Source organism: Moorena sp. SIO3B2 (assembly GCF_010692525.1).
Taxonomy (GTDB): Bacteria; Cyanobacteriota; Cyanobacteriia; order Cyanobacteriales; family Coleofasciculaceae; genus Moorena; species Moorena producens.
The window spans coordinates 25,922-47,320 of the sequence record NZ_JAAHHE010000026.1; the positions used below are offsets into that span (position 1 = coordinate 25,922).

Here is a 21,399-nt window from a genome sequence, read left to right on the forward strand (position 1 = left end):
ATTGATCTTCCTTGGTTTTGGTCATCTCTGACTCAAGACCATCAGCAAAAGGTGCACAGAGTAAGGCGATGACAGTAGATCAGCTCATAGATGTACTCACAGTTATGGGGTACACTAAATTGACTTCCCTTCAGGAATGGATTCTGTACCAAGCCTGGGAAGAAAAAACCTATGCCGAGATGGCGGAGGAGATACACTACGGTAGTGAATATCTCAGGAGAATCGCTTCTAAGTTATGGCTATTGCTCAGCAAGATTTTTGGCAAACCAATCACCAAGGGCAACTTCAAACCAGTTTTAGCTAGCATTCCTCTGAGTCCCTTACAGCAAGAGCTAATCGAGCAATATTACCAATCCTTGAGCCAATGCCCAACCTTTCCCATTGGAGTAGTCCCCCTATCATCAGCGTTTTACATTAAACGTCCCGTTGTCGAAGAAATGGCTTACCAAGCCATTGAACAACTCGGAAGTCTAATCCTGATTAGATCCCCGAAAGAGACCGGTAAAACCTCTTTGATGCTGCGGATAGTAGACCGGGCAAAATCCCTAGGTTACGGAACAGTATGGATTAATTTTGCCCAAGCAGAAAGAGCGATTTTAAGTAATTTAGATCGGTTATTACGTTGGTTGTGTGCTAATCTATGTAATCAACTGGTGCTTGCCAAGCAATTGGATGAGTATTGGCATGAGGACATCGGCAGCAAAGCAAGCTGTAGCTCTTTTTTTCAAGGACATATCTTAGAGTCCCTTGAACAGCCCCTAGTTTTGGCGATGGATGAAGTGAATTTGCTCCTTGAGCATAGGCAAACAGCTCTTGACTTTTTTATTCTGTTGCGATCTTGGTCTGAGGCTGCCAAACACGTCACACCTTGGCAAAAGCTGCGGCTTGTGCTTGCTTACTCCACAGAAGTTGATATTCCTGTTAAAATAGCTGACTATTTATCGAATTTAGGATTGCCCATTGAATTACCCCAGTTTAACCTTCAACAAATTCAGCAGTTAGCCCAGCTTTATGGACTCGATTGGTTTAGAGGTCAAGCTAGGGAGAAATTAATGGCTATGGTGGGGGGACATCCGAAATTAGTGCAGCTTGCTCTCTATCACTTGGCTTGTCAAAACCTTAGCCTAGAACAACTTCTTGATCAAGCACCTACCCGAGAGGGAATTTATAGGGATCATCTGCTGCTAAAATTAACTAGACTTAGGCAAAATCCTGAGTTAGCCACTTTCTTCAACAAGGTGATTCAAACCGATAGAGGTGTTGAGTTAGATTCAATCTTAATCAATAGATTAAAGAATCTAGGTTTGATCATCTTTGACGGAAATCACGTCATGCCAAGTTGTGATTTATATCGTCAGTATTTATTAGCACAGCTTAAGGAGGCGTGATTGATCGCCAAGCTAATTGGAACCGCTGAATGCCTGAGCTTGTTCAAGCCATTGTTTAAGCTGTAGGCTATCAAACATTAGCGCCATGAGTAGTAAAGGAGGTAGGCTTGAGCGGTAAGCTAATTGTTTTCGAGGGAGTGGAAGGCGGTGGTAAAACTACCCAACTGCAGCGATGCTCAAATTGGCTTCGAGCTGGTGGCTTACAAGACTGTCTAGGTACTTTGGATCAAACCATGCCCGTTGTAGTCACAAGAGAACCGGGGGGAACATTATTAGGCGCTAAGGTTCGCCAACTGCTACTAGATAGAGATTCCTCACCTATTCACCCTCGGGCTGAACTTTTACTCTATGCTGCTGATCGGGCTGAACATGTTGAAGAGTTGATTAAGCCACAGTTGGTCAACGGAGCAATTATTTTATGCGATCGCTACACGGATTCCACAATTGCCTACCAGGGTTATGGCCGAGGTATTGACTTGAAATTGATCGAGGAGCTTAATCAAATTGCTACCGGTGGACTGGAAAGTGACCTCACCCTGTGGCTAGATATTGATGTCGAAATTGGTCTGGAACGGGCGCGACAGCGGGGAACCGTTGACCGCATGGAGCAAGCTGACTTAGCATTTCACCGACGAGTGCAGCAGGGATTTCAGGAGTTGTATCAACAAAATCCCGATCGGATTGTTCGGGTAGATGCTAGCTACAGTGAGGAGGAGGTGCATAATGCCATTCAGAAGATTTTGGGTGAACGGTTGAGAACATGGTTCCAGGAGCGTTCGATTTTATCCTAGGGCAAGACCAAGCGATCGCATTATTGAACGGAGCAATTACAACTAACCGCATTGCCCCTGCCTACCTGTTTGCTGGTCCATCTGGGGTGGGGCGGAGTCTGGTAGCACGGGCTTTTATTGAACAGTTGTTTGGTCAAGGTATCCCAGCTGATGGGCAAGTCTCAATTAAAAAACGACTGATTCAGGGCAATCACCCAGATGTATTGTGGGTAGAGCCAACCTATCTCCAGAATGGTACACTGGTGTCTGCTACAGAAGCTGTCCAAAAAGGAATTCAGCGTCAGGCACCCCCCCAAATTCGGTTGGAACAAATTCGGGAAATTGCTCGGTTTCTGAGTAATTCTCCTCTAGAAGCATCACGTAAGGTGGTGGTACTAGAGCAAGCAGAAACTATGGCAGAGCCAGCAGCCAATGGTTTGCTGAAGACTCTCGAAGAACCGGGAAACGCTACGTTGATAGTGATCGCACCTAACACTGAATCTTTGTTGCCGACCCTAGTGTCTCGCTGTCAGCGGATTCCATTTTCTCGGCTGGGGCCCGAAACTATGACAACAGTGCTGTGGCAAACCGGTCATCAACAGATTTTACAGGAACCATCAGTACTCGCTATTGCCCAGGGAAGTCCGGGGGAAGCGATCGCTGCTTTTGAGCAACTCAAAGCCATGCCCCCAAACTTACTCACCCAACTTACCCAGTTACCCCACACATCCCGTCAAGCATTAGCACTGGCAAAGGAAATTGACAACAACCTGGATACCCACACTCAGCTTTGGTTAGTGAAGTATTTACAACACTGCTACTGGCAATCACACACTCAACCAGAGATGATTAAAAAGCTAGAGCAAGCTCGGCGATACCTGCTCAGTTATGCTCAGCCGCGATTGGTTTGGGAGGTAACCCTGTTGGAATTGAGTATTCTTGAAGCATGAAGGGTTAGGAGTAAATTATAAAGCATGAAGAATAAAGTGTAAAAGAGTAATTGGGAAGGATCAACGATAAAGCTCCATCAAATATTTCCTAATACTGGATACTTATATGCGCTCTTACCATTAAGAATTAAATTCGCCACGGGTCGCACCTGAAGGAAAGCCTACTAATCAAAATCGTTATGACTATGATCTAATTGTAAAGGTTCGTAAATAATCAATTAGATTTGATACCATTTGTGTGGTAGGTTACAGATCATGTCATGGTCTCGGCATGGACATGGGATATTGGTTAGATCATTTTCTTATCCATGAACTCCCTCTCAAGATGTATCTTTTTAGCCAGCACTTTGAGAAATAGTATGGGTAGCAAGGTTTGAGGTGACCACCACTTGATCAGCAATCTGTAGCCAACTGACACCCTAGACACTATAAGGAGAATAACGACATGACTACGACAGAAGGATGTCTCCGGGTAGGCCAACTGGCTCCCGACTTCACGGCCACTGCTGTATTCGAGCAAGAGTTCAAGACAATTAAACTGTCTGACTATCGTGGTAAATACGTCGTTCTGTTTTTCTATCCCCTAGACTTCACATTTGTTTGCCCTACTGAAATTACTGCATTTAGCGATCGCTTTGAAGAATTCAAAGAACTAGGCACCGAAGTCCTTGGCGTCTCTGTTGACAGTGAATTCTCTCACCTGGCTTGGATTCAGACTGACCGCAAGGATGGAGGTGTAGGCGATCTAGCTTATCCTCTGGTTTCTGATATCAAAAAAGACATCAGCACCGCTTACAACGTTCTTGACCCGGAAGCCGGTATTGCCTTGCGTGGTTTATTCATCATGGACAAGGAGGGCATTATCCAGCATGCTACTGTCAATAACCTCTCCTTTGGTCGTAGCGTTGACGAAACCCTGCGTACCTTGAAAGCAATTCAATACGTTCAAGCTCATCCCGATGAAGTTTGCCCAGCAGGCTGGCAACCAGGTGACAAAACTATGAACCCTGACCCTGTTAAATCAAAAGTTTACTTTGCTGCGGTATAACTGAATCGCGAATATCTCCGCCCTCCTACCTTGAAGACGGAGCTTTGATACTGGGAAATTGAGTGGGTATAATACCTGTTCAATTTCCCATTAAAATTATGAGGGTAGTGATAAATAGGTAGTGATAGAACATTGCATTTCTGGTAAGCAAGTTGACCATTGCTCGATTAGGAAATCTTATCTAAATTCCTAATAGGCTAGAGGATATAGCACGGCAGTAAAGGAAAACAACAGTTGCTGTCCCCCCGCACTACCCCAGTCAAGAATGCTCGTTCTTTGTGGGAAAATGGTCAAGAAGTCTGTGTCAGTACCTACACATGTTGGTCCGCATATAGTGAGTAGGGAGGAGTGTCAATCGATTGAATCAAAAAATGGCGCTGCCTGGGAGGAAGTACAATGTCAGAAGAGCAAAAACAGCAGCCAGAAGCGGCAAATGATCAACCAATGCAAACGCCGCCGACACCATCAGTGACAGATAAATCCAAAGACAGCTTGGAAACAACAAGTCAATCGCCTCAGACCACTGGCAAGGGAAAGTTATCGTCTTCTCAGCCTAAGTCTGGATTAATGAATCGCTTGCTGCCGATTCTTAGTACTCTTGGCCGGTTGTGGGATGGCACCTTAAAAAAAGTCCGCTCCTTGCTACCGGCAGCTTGGAATGAAAAACTGTCTGATTGGATGTTGACTGGTGCGATCGCAAGCGTGGTAGTAGTCATTCTATGGACAACACTAGCGCTTCTACCAAAGACACCAGCACAGGTGGCACAAGTTACTGCTGATACCATTAATTCTCCACAAAATTTGGAAGTTCCTCAGGAATCACAACTTGTGGAATCGGAACCCATACCCACACCAGAGTTAACTCCTGAACAAAGCCTGATTGTCGGAATTCAAAATCAAATTGCGGCTATTACTGCTCAGTACGGTAATGACCTGATTCAAGCAATTGAGGCGAACTTTCTCAGAAGTATGCTCTTGGTCAAGGTCAGTGATGAGTGGTACCAACTCAACGATGCTCAGCAGAATACCTTAGCTCAAAGGATGCTGAGTCAGTCTCAACAATTAGACTTTAACAAGTTGGAAATTACTGACCTAGAGGGAACGTTACTTGCCCGTAGTCCTGTGGTGGGGTCAAGTGTGGTCATTTTTACCCGACATTAATGGTATTATCTGTTGAGGGTTGAGGGTTGACAGTCAAGTGTCCACCCTCAACAACCCCAACTATTTATGTGATAAGATACCAGACAAAATTAATTATCCTATCACCATTATCCCCCGCTTAATGGGTTCAAGCGCTTCATGGCACGATTTACTACTTCGGAGTAGCGTAATTGCCCACACAGAATGTTGAGCATGATTTGAGTAGCAACGGGTTTTTTAACGCCGACTTTGTACCCAATTCCGGGAAAGCTGTAGAACGCACCAGCGAGCTTAGCAGCCCAACTCATATCAGTTCCCCGTTCTTGCTGCATCACCTGGGTATAGTTTTCTAAGGCATCGGCTTGACCTGCCAAAGCTTGTTGAATGGCCTCAGCTGCTTTCATGCCACTGAACATGGAGGGTCGAATTCCCTCAGCAGTCATGGGATCCACCACACAAGCAGCTTCCCCAGCTAATACAGCATTTTGTGTATGCAGCTTCTCCTCACGTTCCCAGACGCAGATGGCACCTTCGTGCTGTTTACAGCTACTCAGGTCTAAGCCGGATTTCTCCGCATAACCTTTGACTATCTTTTCCATGTCTTTCAGGTCACCACCCCGTAAGGAGCCAAGACCAATGGAGTAGCCTTCGGCTTTAGGAATATTCCAGATAAAGCCATTTTTGACCTGACCAAAGTCAAAATGGATCTCGGTACTATTGGTTTCCGATTTGGGCACCTCTAGGGCTAATGCCAGACGTGATTTACGTTCTTTGAATCCCAACCATTTTGCCATCGGTCCAGTAGCACCGTCAGCTGCAATCACGTAGCGACCTTCAACAGTCCCATTGACAGTGTTGACCTGCCAGTGGTCTCCCTTAAACTCCACCCCTGTAACTGCTGTATTATCTCGAATTTCAGCACCTTGTTTTTGGGCTTGTTGGATGAGATAGTGATCGAAAACATCCCGTTGCACCATCCAAACCGGTTCTTGAGTGTCCAGTTTCACTTCTACTGGGTCATCCATTTTCCAGGTGTAGCGTACACTCTCAGCTTTCAGAGATATGGCAGGTGTAAAGTCGAAATCAAACCACTGTTGCACTTGTGGGGAAACCGCCCCACTACAAGCCTTGTACCGGGGTAAGGATTCTTTTTCTAGAACCACCACAGACTTTCCACCTTTAGCCAGGTGATAAGCAGCAGTTCCACCAGCCGGTCCCGCACCAACGATTATGCAGTCAAACATGATGTTTCTACTTTACTCCTCAAAGATTTATCGATTGAAGTTCACAGACTAACAGCCCAGTGTGTCAGCCTACTATCCAAATTGAGTGACCAAATTGAGTGACCAATTTACCAGGACTTACTCACTAAGATGCCCAGCAATTAAGACAAACTAACGGGCATTGTAAAATCACTATCAATTCATAATAATGACCCTACAAACATTGCAGGGTCGAGATTAGGCTATTAGGAAAATGCTTACCCTTAATCAATAACATCCTGAAAACGCCTAATCATTTATTATCTGGATGCACCTCTACTGATAGTTTTTGTCTCTTGTTCACTCCAGTTTTCAGTCATTAGACTCGTTAATCCGGATAGTTTAGTCTGCTAATTACTAGGGAAATCATTAGCTTATAGAACCATTATCGACCTAGAATTTTTGAAACATGTGGACTTCTGAGCAATCTTTATTAAAATTTCACGAAGTCACAGCCAAAACTATTGCCAAAACTATTAGTGTATTTTTTTTGCTCCCCATCCTCTTCCCCTATGGGCTTCTTCTAAATCCTCAGTCGATCTCCAATCGGTTGGTATCGGTATTGAGGAGTTCAACCAAGGTAGGGGAGATTTGGATTGTGGAGATTTGGGTAGACTTGGTAAGTAAGATCCGATTAGGATTATCTTGCAATTCTAATGCCGTCAGAAACAATATGACCCAATCCCCTAATTGTTCTCCCTGGCGAACTATAATCCACCAATCAAGCTATTATCTCTATAACTTGGTTAAAGTCTTTAGGAATTGTTAGGGTCTTGCTGACTCCTAGTCTTACCTAGATTAACTAACGAACCAAACCCCTGGGTAAGCATTCAGCCGTCAGCTATCAGCTATCAGCTAATGCGCTACGCCCACGCTACTTGAGGTGCTATTAGCTAATGCGCTACGCCTACGCTGTCTTGATGCAAAGCGCGAGTGGGGGAAACCACGGCAGTTGCTCATCGGGAGGGGCTGCGTGGGTCACCTGCGTCCGCACCTTGAAAGCCCCGTGGTAACCCCCTTTGGCGGCACTGCCTCCCCGTGAGGCCACTGCATCGCTACTAGAGGTGCTAGCAGGCGCTTTAACTGCACGGGGTCGGATCAGTAAAACGAGCAGGGATTTTAAACCAGCCGTACCAGCACCCCCGATGCTGGTTTACTACCGACCGTTGATTAGCTGACGGCACCTCAAGTAGCGTGAGCAATACGCGATGCGTGGCCATAGGCCAAGGCTCAAGACTGATAGCTGAATGCTTACACCCCTGGCACAATATCACTAACCTGACTAAGGGAAAGTAAGTCATGGAAATGACTTATTTGACCATTACCAGATAGTTCGGTGCTCAAGTCCCGCCTAATATGGATTTTGATGAGTTCTGAAAACTACCTCAATCACCCCAATTTTGGTCTACTGTTTCGAGTTTGCATTGTTGAAGAACAACAAGAGTTGTTCACTACGATCTATGCCCACAGACTTTTCTTTTTGGTGAAAAGTACCACCAATGGTATTGCCTTTGAGCCAATCAGTCGTTCTGAGGCTCGGCTGTTGGTAGAAAATCGCCTTCGCTTACTTAGGCGCAGTGGTTCATCGGCTGACTATGAGCAGCTTCGGATTATCCATCAGCAAACCTTCCAATAAGTTCCATTAGGAAACCCGTTCGGGTTAATTGGGAGACTCCTTGGAGCCGGACAAGGTGAATGGGCTGATATTACCGCCAGAAGTAGGTATAAACGATGATTGTGAGGGTTTTCTGAAATTAGGTTATGGCTAGAGCCTTGTAATGGGGTAGTATATACCCAACCACATCCATCATCAATATTGCCCTCTTATATATAATGGCATAACCTTTTGCTAAGTGTTGGTTTCGACAACTACACCCCGAGCAGAAGGCAGATATATATTCTATATTGATAACCTTGTGGTGTTCTCAAGGGTGAAAATTATTAAGTAAGCTTATGGGGTAAGTTAGACTGTTTACGTTCTAGTCTAAGCATCTACTCAAGACTGCTGCCCTAGAGAAGGTCGATTATCGGTTTTGCAGAAGCTTACACTAAAGTTGTGATGGAGAGTTGACTATGAGCGGTATTTTTAATAAGCTGCGCGATTTCGTCGGTCTGAATGAGCCAGTGGAATACGAATACGAATATGAAGACATGGAGGGGGATGCCTACCCAACTCCCTACCCACAAGAGCAACCGGTGCAACCGCCATCAGAGGAGGAACGTCCAACCAGACGTCGTTCTCGGGAGCGGACAACGGTATCAGAAGCAGGCGTAGGGCCATCTCCCATCAATAATGTGATTGGCATGCCTGGAGCAGTCAATGGCATTTCAGAAGTGGCAGTGATTGAACCTCGTTCCTTTGAAGAAATGCCCCAAGTGATTCAGGCACTGCGGGAACGGAAGTCGGTGGTCTTAAACCTGACCATCATGGATCCAGACCAAGCACAACGAGCGGTGGACTTTGTGGCTGGTGGGACTTACGCTATTGATGGTCATCAAGAGCGTATTGGTGAAAGTATTTTCTTGTTCACACCAAGCTGTGTTCAGGTAAGTACTCAGTCTGGTGTGATTCATGAGATACCTACTCCCCAGGCCCCTCCTTCCCGTCAGACAGCTCCGTCACCAGCCTGGGGTTCTGAGCCAGATCAGATGGCTCAGTAAGAGTCAGGACTTGACAAGTGTCTAGTGTTCAAGAATAACATTAATATTTGAAAAGAGAGGTGTTGGGTTGCCTATAAAACTTGGCATAATTGGTGGCGGTGTCATGGGAGAAGCCCTCCTATCCCGTCTACTTGCCCAACAACTTTACCAGCCTGATCAGGTCTTGGTGAGTGAGCTGCTGGAGCAGCGCCGTGATGGTTTGGCGCAAAAATACGGGATAAGGGTCACTGCCAATAACCAAGCGGCAGCGGCAGCATCAGAGGTTTTGTTACTGGCAATTAAACCTCAGGTATTTGAAGCGGTAGCGGCAGAACTGGCAATGGGTAGAGGTGACAACGGTCACAGCTTAGGAACGTTGCCAATGGTGATTTCAATTCTAGCTGGAGTGCCTCTGGAACGACTGGAAACCGCTTTTCCATCCCAGTCAGTGATCCGGGCAATGCCTAATACTCCTGCAACAGTTGGGGCGGGAATCACAGCACTAGCTGCTGGAAAATGGGTTTCGCCTGATCAAATGGAGCGAGCAAAGACAATTTTTAGGGCTGTTGGTGAAGTAGTCGAGATTCCGGAACACCTGATGGATGCGGTGACCGGTTTATCTGGGTCAGGCCCAGCTTATGTGGCGATTTTGGTGGAAGCCCTAGCAGATGGGGGCGTGGCAGCTGGATTACCCAGAGCGATCGCATTGCAGTTGGCACAGTCTACAGTATTGGGGACAGCCCAGCTGTTAAAGGAAACTCAAATACATCCAGCTCAATTGAAGGATCAGGTTACTAGTCCTGGGGGAACGACAATTGCTGCGATCGCTAAGTTGGAGAAGGCTGGTTTTCGCTCGGCTTTGATTGAAGCGGTTTTGGGGTCTTATCAGCGTTCTCGGGAGTTGCGGGGTTGAAGGTTTAAAGTTTGAGGTTGGAGGTTGGAGGTTGGGGGTTAAAGGTTGAAGTTTAAAGGTTAAAGGTTGAAGGTTGAAGGTTGAAGGTTGAAGGTTGAAGGTTGTGGGTTGTTCGCCCTTAGCGTTCCCATAGGGTAGGTTGTTAAGGCTTGGCGTCCCTTGTAGGGTAGGTTGAAAATTGATCAAAACTGATTGAGATTGTCAATCTTAAGCTCAATTAGGCTACGCCGTTGTTAGTTGGTCTTGGCTAACCCCATCTGGATCTGTAGTCCTATGGGGGTGTTATTTTAATTAATGGGCAAAAAACTATTGTGTGCGTCATCTAGTTCTGTCATCTAGTTCTATAATAAATGGCAGCTAAAGGATTTATGCCATTGGTCGCCATCGTTTAAAAGCATGGGATCTGAACTACCAAAAATACTGGGAACGTGAGAGCCTCCCTTTTCAAAAGGGTTTACGGTTTCGTCTCCGGGATGAAACTCCCGGGACGGGGTTTACCCCGCCGTATCTATTCCAATAGGTTATAATAAAGAGAGGGAGGTGATAGTAAGATGTACAAAACAATTCCAGTAAAAGCAACGTTTTCAGACGAAGAAAATGCTTTCTGGCTATTTCAGTGTGAGCAAGCGAATAGCTTGATAAATTGTGCAGTCTATTACTCCAAACAGAAGCATTATAGTTGGTTGAAACAGCAACCAGAGGCATTTACAACTTACTGGCGGGGGGATGAACTGCGCTATGGTTGGAAGACTTACAAGTGCGCCCTCAAGTATGCTGAGCTATGCAACAGCTTGAAAGACAACCCTCATTACAAGGCAATGGCGGCTCAGTCAGCACAACAAACTCTTAAAACTGTAGCCGAGTCAATCACTAGCTATAACCAATTAGTCAGCCTTTACTACAAAGGCCAAGTCGATAGACCAAAACTGCTTAGGTACCGCAAGAAAGGCGGGCTAGCTGCCGTCACTTTTCCCAGACAAGCGCTCAACTATAAGAACGGTTTGTTTTACCCGTCGATCAGCAAGGAAAGTAGACCTGAACTGCTTACTGAGATCGCCTTAGAACCTCCAGGGTTCATAGATCCAGATTGGGTCAAACAGGTTACTATTCGCCCGTATCTAGGCCAATTATGGATCGATTGGGTAATTGATGATGGAAAACAACCGGTGGAAAATAATCCCAATCTAGACTATTTCCAAGCATGGAGTTTTGATCACGGCGGGGACAACTGGTTAACCGGAGTTTCAACCCATGGGAGAAGCCTGATTATTGATGGCAGAAAGCTCAAGTCTCTGAATCAGGCTTATGCCAGGTTGGTTGCCAAATATAAAGCTGGAAAGCCTGAATTATACTGGGATTCAAACTTAGATCGTGTCCAACGCAGAAGAAACAATCAAATCAGGGATGCGATCAACAAAGCCGCCCGTTTTATTATTAATCGGTGCCTGAGCGATTGCGTTGGAAACCTCGTCATTGGTTGGAACGAAGGACAGAAAGATTCCTCAAGCATGGGGAAACGGGGTAATCAGAATTTTGTGGTCATTCCAACAAAAAGACTGATTGAACGACTGAAACAGCTTTGTCCTGAGTATGGAATTAAGCTAACAATTACCGAGGAAGCGTACACCAGCAAAGCGTCTTATCTTGACTCCGACAGCCTCCCAAGACACGGCGAAAAACCCAAAGGATGGAAACCGTCGGGCAAACGAGTTAGGCGTGGTCTGTACAAAACTTCTAATGGTTGGCTAATTAATGCCGATTGTAACGGTGCTGCAAATATAGCTAGAAAAGTAGCCACACAGTTAGGTCTTGACCTGACCAAGGTGGGTAGGGGAGCATTGACACTACCGCACCGGTATGATCTTTTCAACTCTATGAAAAGATCATATAGGACGAGAAGCTACAAGGCACGGTTTCAACCTGCCTTGTAGGAACCTTGTAGAATCCCCTGTGCTTCAGCCGGGGGAGATGTCAAAATCACAAAATATTCATAATTTAGTCTGAATGTAAATTTGTGGACTGCATCTATTTTGATGACAGACAGATGACAGAATCTTCAATTCCGATTCGAGCCCTACCAGAAGCACGCCAACGTTCTCGACCCAATGGGTTGAAATGGTTTTCCTACATAAGTTTGGGGATTTTGAGCAATGCTGCTATTTTGGGTTTAGCTTTTTTTGTGCTCGAGCAAATCCCTCCAACTTACACCAGTAAGGCAGCAGCAATTATACCTGGTGTGGGTTCTCAAGGATCTGTTCAACTCCCTGGAGTCGGTCAAGCTTCCTCCAATCCAGGTGAGAAATCTCCTTACGGATATCTTTTAAAGGTAGATCCACGACAAAACTACCAGTATATCGCCATGAGTGACGTCGTATTAACTGAAGCTGCTGCTGCTGTTAATACCTCAGTCAAAGATTTTGAAGAGTTTGCCAAGCCAAGGGTTTATTTGGATAGAGGTACCACTATCATAGAGTTTGAAGCGGATGGCAAAAGCCCATCGGACGCTCAGCGAAATACTCAGGCTTTTTATCAAGCTTTAGTCAAGCGGATTGATTACTTAAGAGCAGAAGAATCAGCTCGTCAGGATAACAAGACGTTGCTAGCTTTAGACTCTGCTAATAGTAACTTAAAAAACGCCCAAACAAAGCTGTCTCAATTCAAAAAGAAGTCACTGCTCAAAATTTCTGAACAAATCAATAACCTTTCAGAAGAAGTAGAAAGGTTGCGAGTGCAGCGTGCTAATTTATTGGCTCAGCAGCAAGCGGCTACCTCTGGATTAAGGCAGCTAGAAGCTAACCTAAGGTTGTCAACTGACCAAGCAGCCGATGCTCTGATGCTTCAGGATGATGAAGTGTTTAAAAAACTTTGGCAAAACTATAGCGATATTAGTGCTAAGCTAACGATACTAAATTCTCAATGGACACCAAACAGCCCTCAGGTGATTAATCTCAAAGCTAAGAAGCAAGCGGCGCTTGAGGCATTACTTGCTCGTAGCCAACAGCTATTGGGCAAGGGGATGGATGTTCAACGTTTGGATAATCTCAATTTAGGCTTAGATGCCCAGACAGGTCGAGCAAATCTGGCACAAGTGTTAATCAACCAGAGAGCTCAACAGCAGGGACTAACCGGTCAAGTGAACACCTTGGCAGAACAAATTGCTCAGCTAGAGTCCAGACTTCAGACATTGATTCAGGAGCAGTTAACCCTGACTGAGCTTGAGCGAGAGGTGCAAATCTCTGAAGCTATATTTACGGCGAAGTCGGCTCAATTAAACCTGAATAAATCGGATCATGCTACTGCTTATCCAACCCTGCAATTGTTAGTAGAGCCGAACTTACCGAAAGAACCTGTTGGTAATACCAAAAAAACGGTAATCTTGGGAGCTGTGGCGCTTTCCCTGTTAATGACAACTGGCCTGGTTATCCTGGCCTGGGAAAAACCAAGTTCTAAGACAGACGCTCCTAAAGATTCCCCTCCGGTACTTCAACCTGAGTCTTAAACCAGTGAATTTAAACGTAGCAACAATTTGGATCTAATTGTTGGAAACTACTAGCACGGAAAACTAACAGAGAAAGACCCCAAGTCTGCTACCTTAATCAGGTGTTGGCAGTAAGTAATCTGATGAACCTATCCAACCGTATAATCAAAGGGTGGAAATCTCCCACGCTGCGAGTGATGTCTCTGACCTTCTTCGGTATGCTACTGGCGTGGGTTGCGGACATTTTGATGGCGGCGAAACTGGGGACTAGTCAAACCACAGATGCCTTGATTGTTGCCCTCAGCTTACCGCGACTAATTGATACCGTGAGCCGGGAGGGAACCAGACAAAGCTTGGTTCCAATGTTCATGGAGCGTCGAGATGCTCTGAATCACAGGGAATATCATCGCTTGGTCAGTGGCATTGTCAACTTAGCTTTAGTACTCGGTGTTAGTCTAACTGTTCTGTTGGAAATTATAGCGCCATTGATTATAACTGGGTTAGCCCCAGGATTTTCTCCAGAGGGTAGAGCACAAGCAACGTTTTTATTTCGGATCTGTGCGCCAATGGTTTTGTTTGCTCCTGGGATTGCGGTCTTTAGTGTGATCCTCAACAGCCAAAGGCGCTTTAGTGCGGTAGCTCTGCGGAATGCGATCGCACCAGGTTTCGTAGTGGCTGCCATTGGGTTGGCATGGCAACAGTCTAGTATTGCTCTGTGGATAGCGATCGCTTATACCTTGGGATTTGGTGGATTCTTTGTGCTGGTATTTCTAGATGCTTTTAAAGCGGGACACCAACATCAATGGTTGGCGTGGGCTGGCAAAGATGACCTTGCGCGTCTGTGGCAAGCAGGTTCTTTACCTACTATCGGTTTTGTGATTAAGCTCGCATCTAATCTAGTCAAGAGTCAGATGCTGCCTTCCTTAGTAGCAGTTGGTGGGGTCTCCACATTCTACTTTGCAATTCGGATCGTCTCCGCTGCTCAAACGATTATTGGTGTCAGTATTGCTACCACCAGCTTGCCTGCCATGACAGAGCATGACTTAGCTGGGCATAAATCCCGGTTGGGATCGGCTTTGCGCAAAAACTTGACCAAAACTCTATTAGTAAGCTTACCTGCAGTACTTTTTATTGTGGTATCCCATGGAGAAATCATTCGTTTGCTATACGGACATGGTTCTTTTGAAGCTACCTCTATTGAGCAGACGTCTCAAGTATTCTTTTGGTTAGGGCTGTCCTTGGCATTTATTTCTCTAATCCCCGTGCTTGAAGCTGGTTTATATGCTCAGAGAGCTTATGGTTTGGTTGTCTGGAGTATGGTGACCATGGCATTTGTAGGGGTTGCTCTGAGTTGGTTATTTTGGCAAGTTTGGGAATTAATTGGTATTGCTATGAGTTGGCCTGTTATGGCTATTATCTATGTGATACTCATCATCTATCTACTCCATCGAAAGGGTGTTTCTCTGCTGCAAAAACATCACAGTGAATGAGGGGTAATAAAATCTATGAATAGTTCAAGTTTTAAACAGCACTCTTACTTGATTATTGGAGGCACGACAAAAGCGGCAACCACATCACTATTTTATTATCTAGCTGATCATCCTCAAGTTTGTACCTCTAACCTCAAAGAAATTCGCTTCTTTTTGGATCAAGATTATCCAGAAGCTTCAAACTATCGATATGAAGATGGTCTAGAAAAATATGATGATATTTTTCGTTATGCTCAGTGCTCCAATGTCGAAAAAATTCGGATGGAGGCAACACCAGACTATCTTTACTCATCAGGTACACCCCATAAAATAAAACAATCTCTACCAAATGTTAAACTTATATTTATCCTACGGGAACCGGTTTCTCGCTTAATCTCTTGGTATAAATTTGCTAAACAGAAAGAGTATCTTCCTCAAAATATCAGCTTTGATAACTATGTTGACCAGCAATTAATTAAAGATAATTTTGAGCACGAAAATACCTATACCTATATGCGTTCCCTTGAGCAAGGGCGTTATTATGTCTACTTAAAACCTTACTTTGAGTTATTCGGATCCGATAGAATTTATGTGGCTTTTTATGAAGAATTATCCCGTAATCCCAAATATGTGCTTGAAAAAATTTGTCGATTTGCAGGAATTGATTCCAGCTTCTATGGGGATTATCTCTTTAAAGTATATAATCCCAGCAAGGCAGTAAAAAATTGGTGGTTTCACCGGAATTATGAGCAGTTTTTAAAGTGTATGCGTCAATATACCCAAAACAAACCCATTCACAAAGTTTTGAGGAAAATTCGACGAGCCTTGGATCCGATCTATTTACGCCTTAATGTGCAGCCTCAGGAAAAGGTGTCGATTTCACCAGCTATCAAAAATGCTCTTACTATGTATTATAAACAGGAAGTTACAGCATTGGAAGAACTACTTGGTCGCTCAGTGCCATGGGAGTCATGGAATTAATTTATAAAAAAACAATAACAAAGAACACTAACGAAACAACGGGACACGATATGATCAGAATCATGAGAGAAGAACACTAATTTAGGAGAATATCCATGAAGAAATATGTCTGTACCGCTTGCGGCTATGTATATGACCCAGAGGTAGGGGATCCAGATAGTGGCATTGCACCGGGCACACCCTTTGAAGACATTCCAGATGACTGGGTATGCCCGGTCTGTGGGGTCGGTAAGGAAGATTTTGAACCGGAAGAATAGTAACATCCTTATTGTCGTAATCGGTGGCACTGCCACCGTGTCTTGATGCAATAGCGAGTGGGGGAAACCACGGCAGCGCGGTCATGGGGGAGACCCCCAAGACCGCGCTGCCTCCCCAAGACCGCGCTGCATCGCTTTTTTTGATCAAAAATCGTGAGAGGCCAGAAAAACTGGTCTTTTAGTGGGACTTAAACAAAAATCAAGCCCAAATGAAGCCTAAACTGGCTTTATAAGCAGCAAACACCTCCTGATTGTGAGTTAGTTAGCCAATTAAAGAAACGAAAAGACATAGCTGTACGGAAAGCCTCCAAGGCTTCTGTAAAAGTATTCATTCGCGTAGCGTGGCCAAGGTTTGGAACGCCCATCGCCAAAGTAATCCCCCGGTTAACTTATGCCAAAGAATAAAAATATAGGCACAAAATACTAGAATAAAATGGTGAATTAGACTTCTTTTATCCCTGACTTGGTATTCTTTCAACCCTAGCCAACCCTTGGCTTCCCAAGAAAATACTTCCACCCAATTTCTTTGGGAATAGGTCATTACTATCCACTGTTTTGTTACTTTTTTTTGCCTCAACATTGGTGATCAAATAATCACGGTGCGCGCCTCCTAGGGCGAGTAAATCGCCCTTTCGACGTGAAAGGTTGATCCATCATAGATTATACCATAATTTTGCTCTTTTTATCGTTTAAGTCCCGATAGTTGCTGTCCCCAATGATTGTAAACTTCTCCTGATTAGATTTTAGAGATCTATTGTCGAAATCCTTGACTAAAAGACATTTGATCGATTTACCCATAGTATGGAACCAGTCTCCAAGAGTCCCTAAGTGTTAATGCAATATTTGAGACCTCAAGAATAGAGAAGATGGTAGGGTCATTTCTTAATGATGGGAGCTCCGATTGTTTTGTAGTCCCAATACTGAGAAGGTAGGGGTGGATTTACATCAACAACCTCAAAATCGATCTTGGAAAAGCCAGCTTCTTGCAATAGTTTTTGATGTGCTTCTGGTATTTCAGTGGCAACCCGTGAAAAATAAGTAAATGTTCCATTTTTTTTGAGTAACCGACCCGCTTCCTTAAAAAAATCGTGTTGGTGGAAACTTCCTGCATCCTCTGGAGTTAGTGGGACAGTATCAAACAGAATCCCATCAAAACTCTCATCATCAAAACGTGAACTAACCTCTTGCCAAAAACCTGGGACAATTTCCATCCTACCTATCCTCAAGGCTTCAGGGAATTTTTGTTGCGCGAATTCGCGTACATCTGGGTGGGCTTCAAGGATCGTATGTTTCTCAATGTCGGGGGAGTCTTGAATAAAACCTGCTGATAATCCAAGTCCAAAGCCTAATTCTAGTACTTGTCCGCCATTTGAAGTTGCGATTGAAGCCAACTTCTTCATATACGGAATTTCCCAGTCCTGCATTACTTCGACACCATTAACGCTCAATTGATCGGGAGTATAAATGGCTTTTTTTTGTATCCAATTTTGTTGCTTGGTATCCAATTTTGTTCCTTAACTAGCTATGCTCGCTGCATATTGAAACTACCCAAATTTAAAAGTAGGATTTCAACATACCACGCCTGCGTACATCACAAGTTGCACAATGTAACCCACCTCCAAAAACATAATGGTCTTTAAAGTCCACTAAAATTGGCTTTAAGCCTATCTCTTTAAAAAACTTAATCGTTGGTTCCTCACTCTTCTCCACAACCACTCGCTCCTGATCAATCATCAGAATATTCATAGAAAGCCAGCGGCTGGACATATGAAATTCGGCGTTTGCTACGCCCCTGGGAGGATAAAGAATTTCCCATCCTCCCTGCTTAAACATCTCTAGGATATCCGGTGAGATGCACGGACGGTCAGGGCAAGACAAGACACGCCCTTCGCCGATGGGAACCCAAGTTGCATCCATATGTATGGGAGCTGGATCACGGAACTTGACTGTGTGGACTCGGTACTCCGAGCCAAGATGCCTCTGCATCCACTGAATTCCCAAGTCGTTGGTGACGTGGCTCCTCTGTGCCAAGATGTCTCTGCCGAAGCGAGTGAAATCAGCTGCATCGAAGCAAGGTTCTGACTCGGTAGTAATGAAGCGCCCATTCAAAGGACCAACGCTATCTGGTACACCAGATTCCCCCCGGAAAAAGGCCATATCTTCTTCAGGATAGTCCCAATCGTAGAGGGCATCAGACATTTTGGGCTTGGGAGCCGCTGTCCAGCCTGCTCCCTGCTGGAAATATTCCTGAATCAGGGGACGATAGCGCAAGAACTCGAAATAGCGGCATCTTTGAGACATAGGCGCTTCGATGATTTCCTCGCCCACAACAAGCAAGACATCCCTCACATCAGCATTAAAGAATCCCGCTGATGTAAAATAAGGTGTTTTAAAAATATGATGGGCATAATCAACAGCTTCTGGTCGTCGTACAATGACACCTTCTCCTTCAAGCACTTCTTGAAGGTTATCTAGAGCTTTGGCGGCTTTCTTCACCAATTCTGTGGGGTAGGGTTTCCCCCCATGCTCTCGATAGAAGCTCCAATAGTCCTTTCGTATGAAGGTTTTTATGTCATGGGTTAAAACAGGGGCTGTAACCCCGTCAATAGTTCCCACAATTATTTCTTCGAGAGGGTCCCATTCGTTATAGCTACAAATCGAGGGAATGTTCATCTTAAATCATCATCTATGGGCGTATATAGGCGAAACTTAGAGATTATACCAAATCCGGTTCGCATATGTACCTTTTCTCAAATAGCAGGGGGACAGGGAGCAGGGGGCATGGGGGAAAAATTAGCGACAATCATAAAGCCACTCTCACAACCCCCCAATCGCATTCTTGGCAATTAGCAATCTGGCACTCCATAGCGCTGCTGAATTTCCAGCAATTTTACCCTGGCCTGCCCAGCATTATCCGCCAACTCAGCAAACTCCAAAAATCGCTTCAATTCCTTTTTCAACAAACTCCGTTCCACTTCCCAAGTTTCCCGTCCCAAATCTGGGGGCAAAACAATCATGTCAAATAACGTTGCCCGTTCCTTACCTGGGTGCGGTCGCAACACTCGCCCCCGCCGCTGAATAAATTGGCGGGGATTGCTACTACTTGCCAGAATTACCGCAGTTTCAATGGATGGAATATCCACCCCTTCATCCAAACATCGAATTGCTACTAACCCCTGCAACTCCCCCCGCTCAAATTGACGACGTAATTCCTCCCGTTCTGCCAACGGTGTCTGGGCAGTGTACGTGTTGACCCGATACCCCAGTTGAGAACCTAGTAACTGGGTTACTGCTGCTAACTGACGGTTGCTTTCATTACTCACTTGCCCATCTACCGAACCATCCCCACAATAAAACAAGGTATGGTAGGTGTTCAGTCGCTTAGCCATTAACCGCTGCAACGCCCTTAACTTGTTTGCCGCCGCCCCAACTAACCGAGCTCGTTGCATCAATAACGATGTTAAAGTAGTGTCATTTTCTATATCGTCTGCTTCCCCTAATGCCCAACCAATCCGTTGAGTTAACTTAGCATAGGCAATATTTTCCGCCTCTGTTAATTCCACGAACACCGGATAGTAGAGGTAACGCACTAGCGCTCCTTGGCGAATAGCATCGGCTAAGGTCAGTTCTGGTTGTAATACCGAACCAAAATAGTCAAACAATGCTTCTGTTCCAGCTTCATCAAAATACCGTTCCGGTGTAGCTGACAGACCAAGGCGCAGTCCAATGTTACGGGGTAAACTCTTTTCGATGCGGGTAGTCCCGAAATTATGGGCTTCATCTCCCACTATCAGGGTTTTTTCAGGAAAATACTTCAGCTGAGACTGGAAACCCTCCTTGATCAGGGTAGAATTGGTAGTGATTATGGTAATAAACGATTGTTTCCCAACCTGGAGGTTGTATAGCTGGGCAGATAGTTGACTCTGCCAGCTGTAGACACTCTCGAAGGCTAATATCGGTTCTAGATTAAAGTGTTCGCATTCTCTTGCCCACTGGGTGACCAAGTGGCGGTAAGGGCAAACTACCAGCAACAGCTGTAAACCAATTTTTTGATACAGTTCCGTTGCGATCGCTAAAGCAGTAATAGTTTTACCACTACCCGTTGCCATTTTCAGGGTTCCTCGTCCCCGATGGGCAAACCAATTTGCCACCGCTTGCCGCTGATACTGCCGCAGCTGAATATCCGGTGGTATCCTAGGGCATCCCTTGGGTGAGTGAGTCTCAAAGGAGAGCGGTAATTGGTAAGCTCCCCCCGATTCAGCTACTGTGATGTTAGGGGAGGGCTGATAGTATCCTCGTGCTGCTACACTTTCCCAGTCCTCTGATACCACGAATGGGAATTTGTTGTTCCTCATTGGTCATTGGTCTTTTGTTATTTGATAATTGGTATTTAGTATTTGCTATAGCATTTTTATTTGAGTTGTGAACATAGGATTAAAGTAACAAGGGAGCAGGGAGCAGGGAGTAGGGAGCAGTAGGAAAGAGCTTGGAGGATTTTTTTGTGTTCTTAAAAATCAGCAATATTGTTCGTGTCCTATTTATAAATCCTAGATTTCCTAGTTGCTATTTCCTAGTTGCTATTTTCTATTTTGATGTAAGCAAGTCTTTTTAATTTTACTTTTTACCGTTTTCCTTGGTCAGCAAACACCTCAATTTCCCCTGTCCTAGAGGGTTGGCATTCCACATTACCAATTGCTTGAGAACCTAACCCTGATCGCCCATCCACCTGCTTAATTCGACAAGACTTGGTGAAGGAATAATACTCAGGTTTGGTGTCAGGGCTTGAACGGGGACCGTTCCAATTGGCCTGCAAGTCTAAGTTATAGTCATACCCAGACTCCCTCGATGAAAATTTATAGGTTACTTTCCATAGAGGATCTTCAGCAACCGGTGAGCTTTGCTTGGCTTGATATTCAATCTCCTTCAGTAACTTTTGGTGATTTACCTTAAGCAGGGATTTCTCAACCTCTGACCAAGATTTTGCATTCAACTCTTCTTTCAATTGAACTTCCATCCCCTCTAATATCGATACACCTCTAGATAGCATAGTGACTTGGGCAGAGGGCAATTTCCAGACAAAGGAACTATGGATAAAATCATCAC

At 44.9% G+C, this 21,399-nt stretch carries 18 protein-coding genes and 1 pseudogene; 13 read left to right on the forward strand and 6 right to left on the reverse strand.

Annotated elements, in window-relative coordinates; genetic code table 11:
* Window positions 1-104: 104 nt before the first annotated feature.
* The 5 genes from F6K38_RS09165 (at window position 105) to F6K38_RS09185 (ending at window position 5,317) form a co-directional block, all read left to right on the forward strand.
* The gene (locus F6K38_RS09165; RefSeq protein ID WP_287264855.1) at window positions 105-1,388 is read left to right on the forward strand and encodes an AAA-like domain-containing protein; all 1,284 of its coding nucleotides are present in this window, start codon (window positions 105-107) and stop codon (window positions 1,386-1,388) included.
* A gap of 107 nt (window positions 1,389-1,495) precedes the next feature.
* A complete protein-coding gene (gene tmk, locus F6K38_RS09170; RefSeq protein ID WP_287247664.1) occupies window positions 1,496-2,179 on the forward strand; it encodes a dTMP kinase in 684 nt (227 codons plus the stop codon).
* Complete coding sequence (gene holB / locus F6K38_RS09175) at window positions 2,149-3,108, forward strand: DNA polymerase III subunit delta' (RefSeq protein WP_008186706.1); 960 nt, start codon at window positions 2,149-2,151, stop codon at window positions 3,106-3,108. The genes tmk and holB overlap by 31 nt, the downstream gene beginning before the upstream one ends.
* 445 nt (window positions 3,109-3,553) lie before the next feature.
* On the forward strand, window positions 3,554-4,156 hold the full coding sequence (locus F6K38_RS09180) for a peroxiredoxin (protein WP_287356493.1): 603 nt from the start codon (window positions 3,554-3,556) through the stop codon (window positions 4,154-4,156).
* A gap of 396 nt (window positions 4,157-4,552) precedes the next feature.
* Window positions 4,553-5,317, forward strand: coding sequence for a hypothetical protein (locus F6K38_RS09185; protein WP_287356494.1), 765 nt, complete (start codon window positions 4,553-4,555; stop codon window positions 5,315-5,317).
* A gap of 107 nt (window positions 5,318-5,424) precedes the next feature.
* Here the strand turns inward: F6K38_RS09185 and F6K38_RS09190 are convergent, their stop codons facing one another.
* Window positions 5,425-6,540, reverse strand: coding sequence for a geranylgeranyl reductase family protein (locus tag F6K38_RS09190; protein WP_287248585.1), 1,116 nt, complete (start codon window positions 6,538-6,540; stop codon window positions 5,425-5,427).
* 1,384 nt (window positions 6,541-7,924) lie between these two features.
* Here F6K38_RS09190 and pipX point away from each other — a divergent pair.
* The 8 genes from pipX to rd all read left to right on the forward strand — a co-directional run bounded on the left by pipX (window position 7,925) and on the right by rd (window position 16,296).
* Window positions 7,925-8,194, forward strand: coding sequence for a transcriptional coactivator PipX (pipX, locus tag F6K38_RS09195; protein WP_008186718.1), 270 nt, complete (start codon window positions 7,925-7,927; stop codon window positions 8,192-8,194).
* Between the two features lie 437 nt (window positions 8,195-8,631).
* On the forward strand, window positions 8,632-9,219 hold the full coding sequence (locus F6K38_RS09200; protein WP_287248583.1) for a cell division protein SepF: 588 nt from the start codon (window positions 8,632-8,634) through the stop codon (window positions 9,217-9,219).
* A gap of 67 nt (window positions 9,220-9,286) precedes the next feature.
* Window positions 9,287-10,111 carry a pyrroline-5-carboxylate reductase gene (gene proC, locus F6K38_RS09205; RefSeq protein ID WP_071986918.1) on the forward strand — a complete coding sequence of 275 codons (825 nt, stop codon included), beginning with the start codon at window positions 9,287-9,289 and terminating at the stop codon, window positions 10,109-10,111.
* A 551-nt stretch (window positions 10,112-10,662) separates the two neighbouring features.
* Entirely contained in the window at window positions 10,663-12,042 is a 1,380-nt protein-coding gene (locus F6K38_RS09210) for an RNA-guided endonuclease InsQ/TnpB family protein (RefSeq protein WP_008187714.1), read from the forward strand.
* Window positions 12,043-12,155: 113 nt separating this feature from the next.
* Window positions 12,156-13,610, forward strand: coding sequence for a GumC family protein (locus tag F6K38_RS09215; protein WP_287248580.1), 1,455 nt, complete (start codon window positions 12,156-12,158; stop codon window positions 13,608-13,610).
* A 122-nt stretch (window positions 13,611-13,732) separates the two neighbouring features.
* Window positions 13,733-15,079, forward strand: a complete 1,347-nt coding sequence (gene murJ / locus F6K38_RS09220; RefSeq protein WP_008187712.1) for a murein biosynthesis integral membrane protein MurJ — start codon at window positions 13,733-13,735, stop codon at window positions 15,077-15,079.
* A 15-nt stretch (window positions 15,080-15,094) separates the two neighbouring features.
* Complete coding sequence (locus F6K38_RS09225; RefSeq protein ID WP_287248574.1) at window positions 15,095-16,039, forward strand: sulfotransferase domain-containing protein; 945 nt, start codon at window positions 15,095-15,097, stop codon at window positions 16,037-16,039.
* A 95-nt stretch (window positions 16,040-16,134) separates the two neighbouring features.
* Window positions 16,135-16,296, forward strand: coding sequence for a rubredoxin (gene rd / locus F6K38_RS09230; protein ID WP_008187710.1), 162 nt, complete (start codon window positions 16,135-16,137; stop codon window positions 16,294-16,296).
* A 199-nt stretch (window positions 16,297-16,495) separates the two neighbouring features.
* On the opposite strand, the pseudogene F6K38_RS09235 reads toward rd, so the two are convergent.
* The 5 genes and pseudogenes from F6K38_RS09235 to F6K38_RS09255 all read right to left on the reverse strand — a co-directional run.
* A pseudogene (locus F6K38_RS09235) lies at window positions 16,496-16,892 on the reverse strand (IS701 family transposase); the annotation flags it as partial.
* A 279-nt stretch (window positions 16,893-17,171) separates the two neighbouring features.
* Window positions 17,172-17,801 carry a class I SAM-dependent methyltransferase gene (locus F6K38_RS09240; RefSeq protein WP_008187707.1) on the reverse strand — a complete coding sequence of 210 codons (630 nt, stop codon included), beginning with the start codon at window positions 17,799-17,801 and terminating at the stop codon, window positions 17,172-17,174.
* Window positions 17,802-17,850: 49 nt separating this feature from the next.
* Window positions 17,851-18,969 carry a hypothetical protein gene (locus F6K38_RS09245; protein ID WP_008187706.1) on the reverse strand — a complete coding sequence of 373 codons (1,119 nt, stop codon included), beginning with the start codon at window positions 18,967-18,969 and terminating at the stop codon, window positions 17,851-17,853.
* Window positions 18,970-19,142: 173 nt separating this feature from the next.
* On the reverse strand, window positions 19,143-20,651 hold the full coding sequence (locus F6K38_RS09250; RefSeq protein WP_008187704.1) for a DNA phosphorothioation system restriction enzyme: 1,509 nt from the start codon (window positions 20,649-20,651) through the stop codon (window positions 19,143-19,145).
* Window positions 20,652-20,917: 266 nt separating this feature from the next.
* On the reverse strand, window positions 20,918-21,399 hold a 482-nt coding region (locus F6K38_RS09255), incomplete at its 5' end, for a DUF5357 family protein (RefSeq protein WP_287356496.1).

Excerpts from the sequence above, each read along its gene's own strand:
- F6K38_RS09165 (WP_287264855.1), top strand. The coding sequence starts at position 105 with ATGGGGTACACTAAATTGACTTCCCTTCAGGAATGGATTCTGTACCAA.
- holB (WP_008186706.1), top strand. The coding sequence starts at position 2,149 with ATGGTTCCAGGAGCGTTCGATTTTATCCTAGGGCAAGACCAAGCGATC.
- F6K38_RS09180 (WP_287356493.1), top strand. The coding sequence starts at position 3,554 with ATGACTACGACAGAAGGATGTCTCCGGGTAGGCCAACTGGCTCCCGAC.
- F6K38_RS09185 (WP_287356494.1), top strand. The coding sequence starts at position 4,553 with ATGTCAGAAGAGCAAAAACAGCAGCCAGAAGCGGCAAATGATCAACCA.
- F6K38_RS09190 (WP_287248585.1), bottom strand. The coding sequence starts at position 6,540 with ATGTTTGACTGCATAATCGTTGGTGCGGGACCGGCTGGTGGAACTGCT.
- pipX (WP_008186718.1), top strand. The coding sequence starts at position 7,925 with ATGAGTTCTGAAAACTACCTCAATCACCCCAATTTTGGTCTACTGTTT.
- F6K38_RS09200 (WP_287248583.1), top strand. The coding sequence starts at position 8,632 with ATGAGCGGTATTTTTAATAAGCTGCGCGATTTCGTCGGTCTGAATGAG.
- F6K38_RS09210 (WP_008187714.1), top strand. The coding sequence starts at position 10,663 with ATGTACAAAACAATTCCAGTAAAAGCAACGTTTTCAGACGAAGAAAAT.
- F6K38_RS09215 (WP_287248580.1), top strand. The coding sequence starts at position 12,156 with ATGACAGAATCTTCAATTCCGATTCGAGCCCTACCAGAAGCACGCCAA.
- murJ (WP_008187712.1), top strand. The coding sequence starts at position 13,733 with ATGAACCTATCCAACCGTATAATCAAAGGGTGGAAATCTCCCACGCTG.
- F6K38_RS09225 (WP_287248574.1), top strand. The coding sequence starts at position 15,095 with ATGAATAGTTCAAGTTTTAAACAGCACTCTTACTTGATTATTGGAGGC.
- rd (WP_008187710.1), top strand. The coding sequence starts at position 16,135 with ATGAAGAAATATGTCTGTACCGCTTGCGGCTATGTATATGACCCAGAG.
- F6K38_RS09245 (WP_008187706.1), bottom strand. The coding sequence starts at position 18,969 with ATGAACATTCCCTCGATTTGTAGCTATAACGAATGGGACCCTCTCGAA.
- F6K38_RS09250 (WP_008187704.1), bottom strand. The coding sequence starts at position 20,651 with ATGAGGAACAACAAATTCCCATTCGTGGTATCAGAGGACTGGGAAAGT.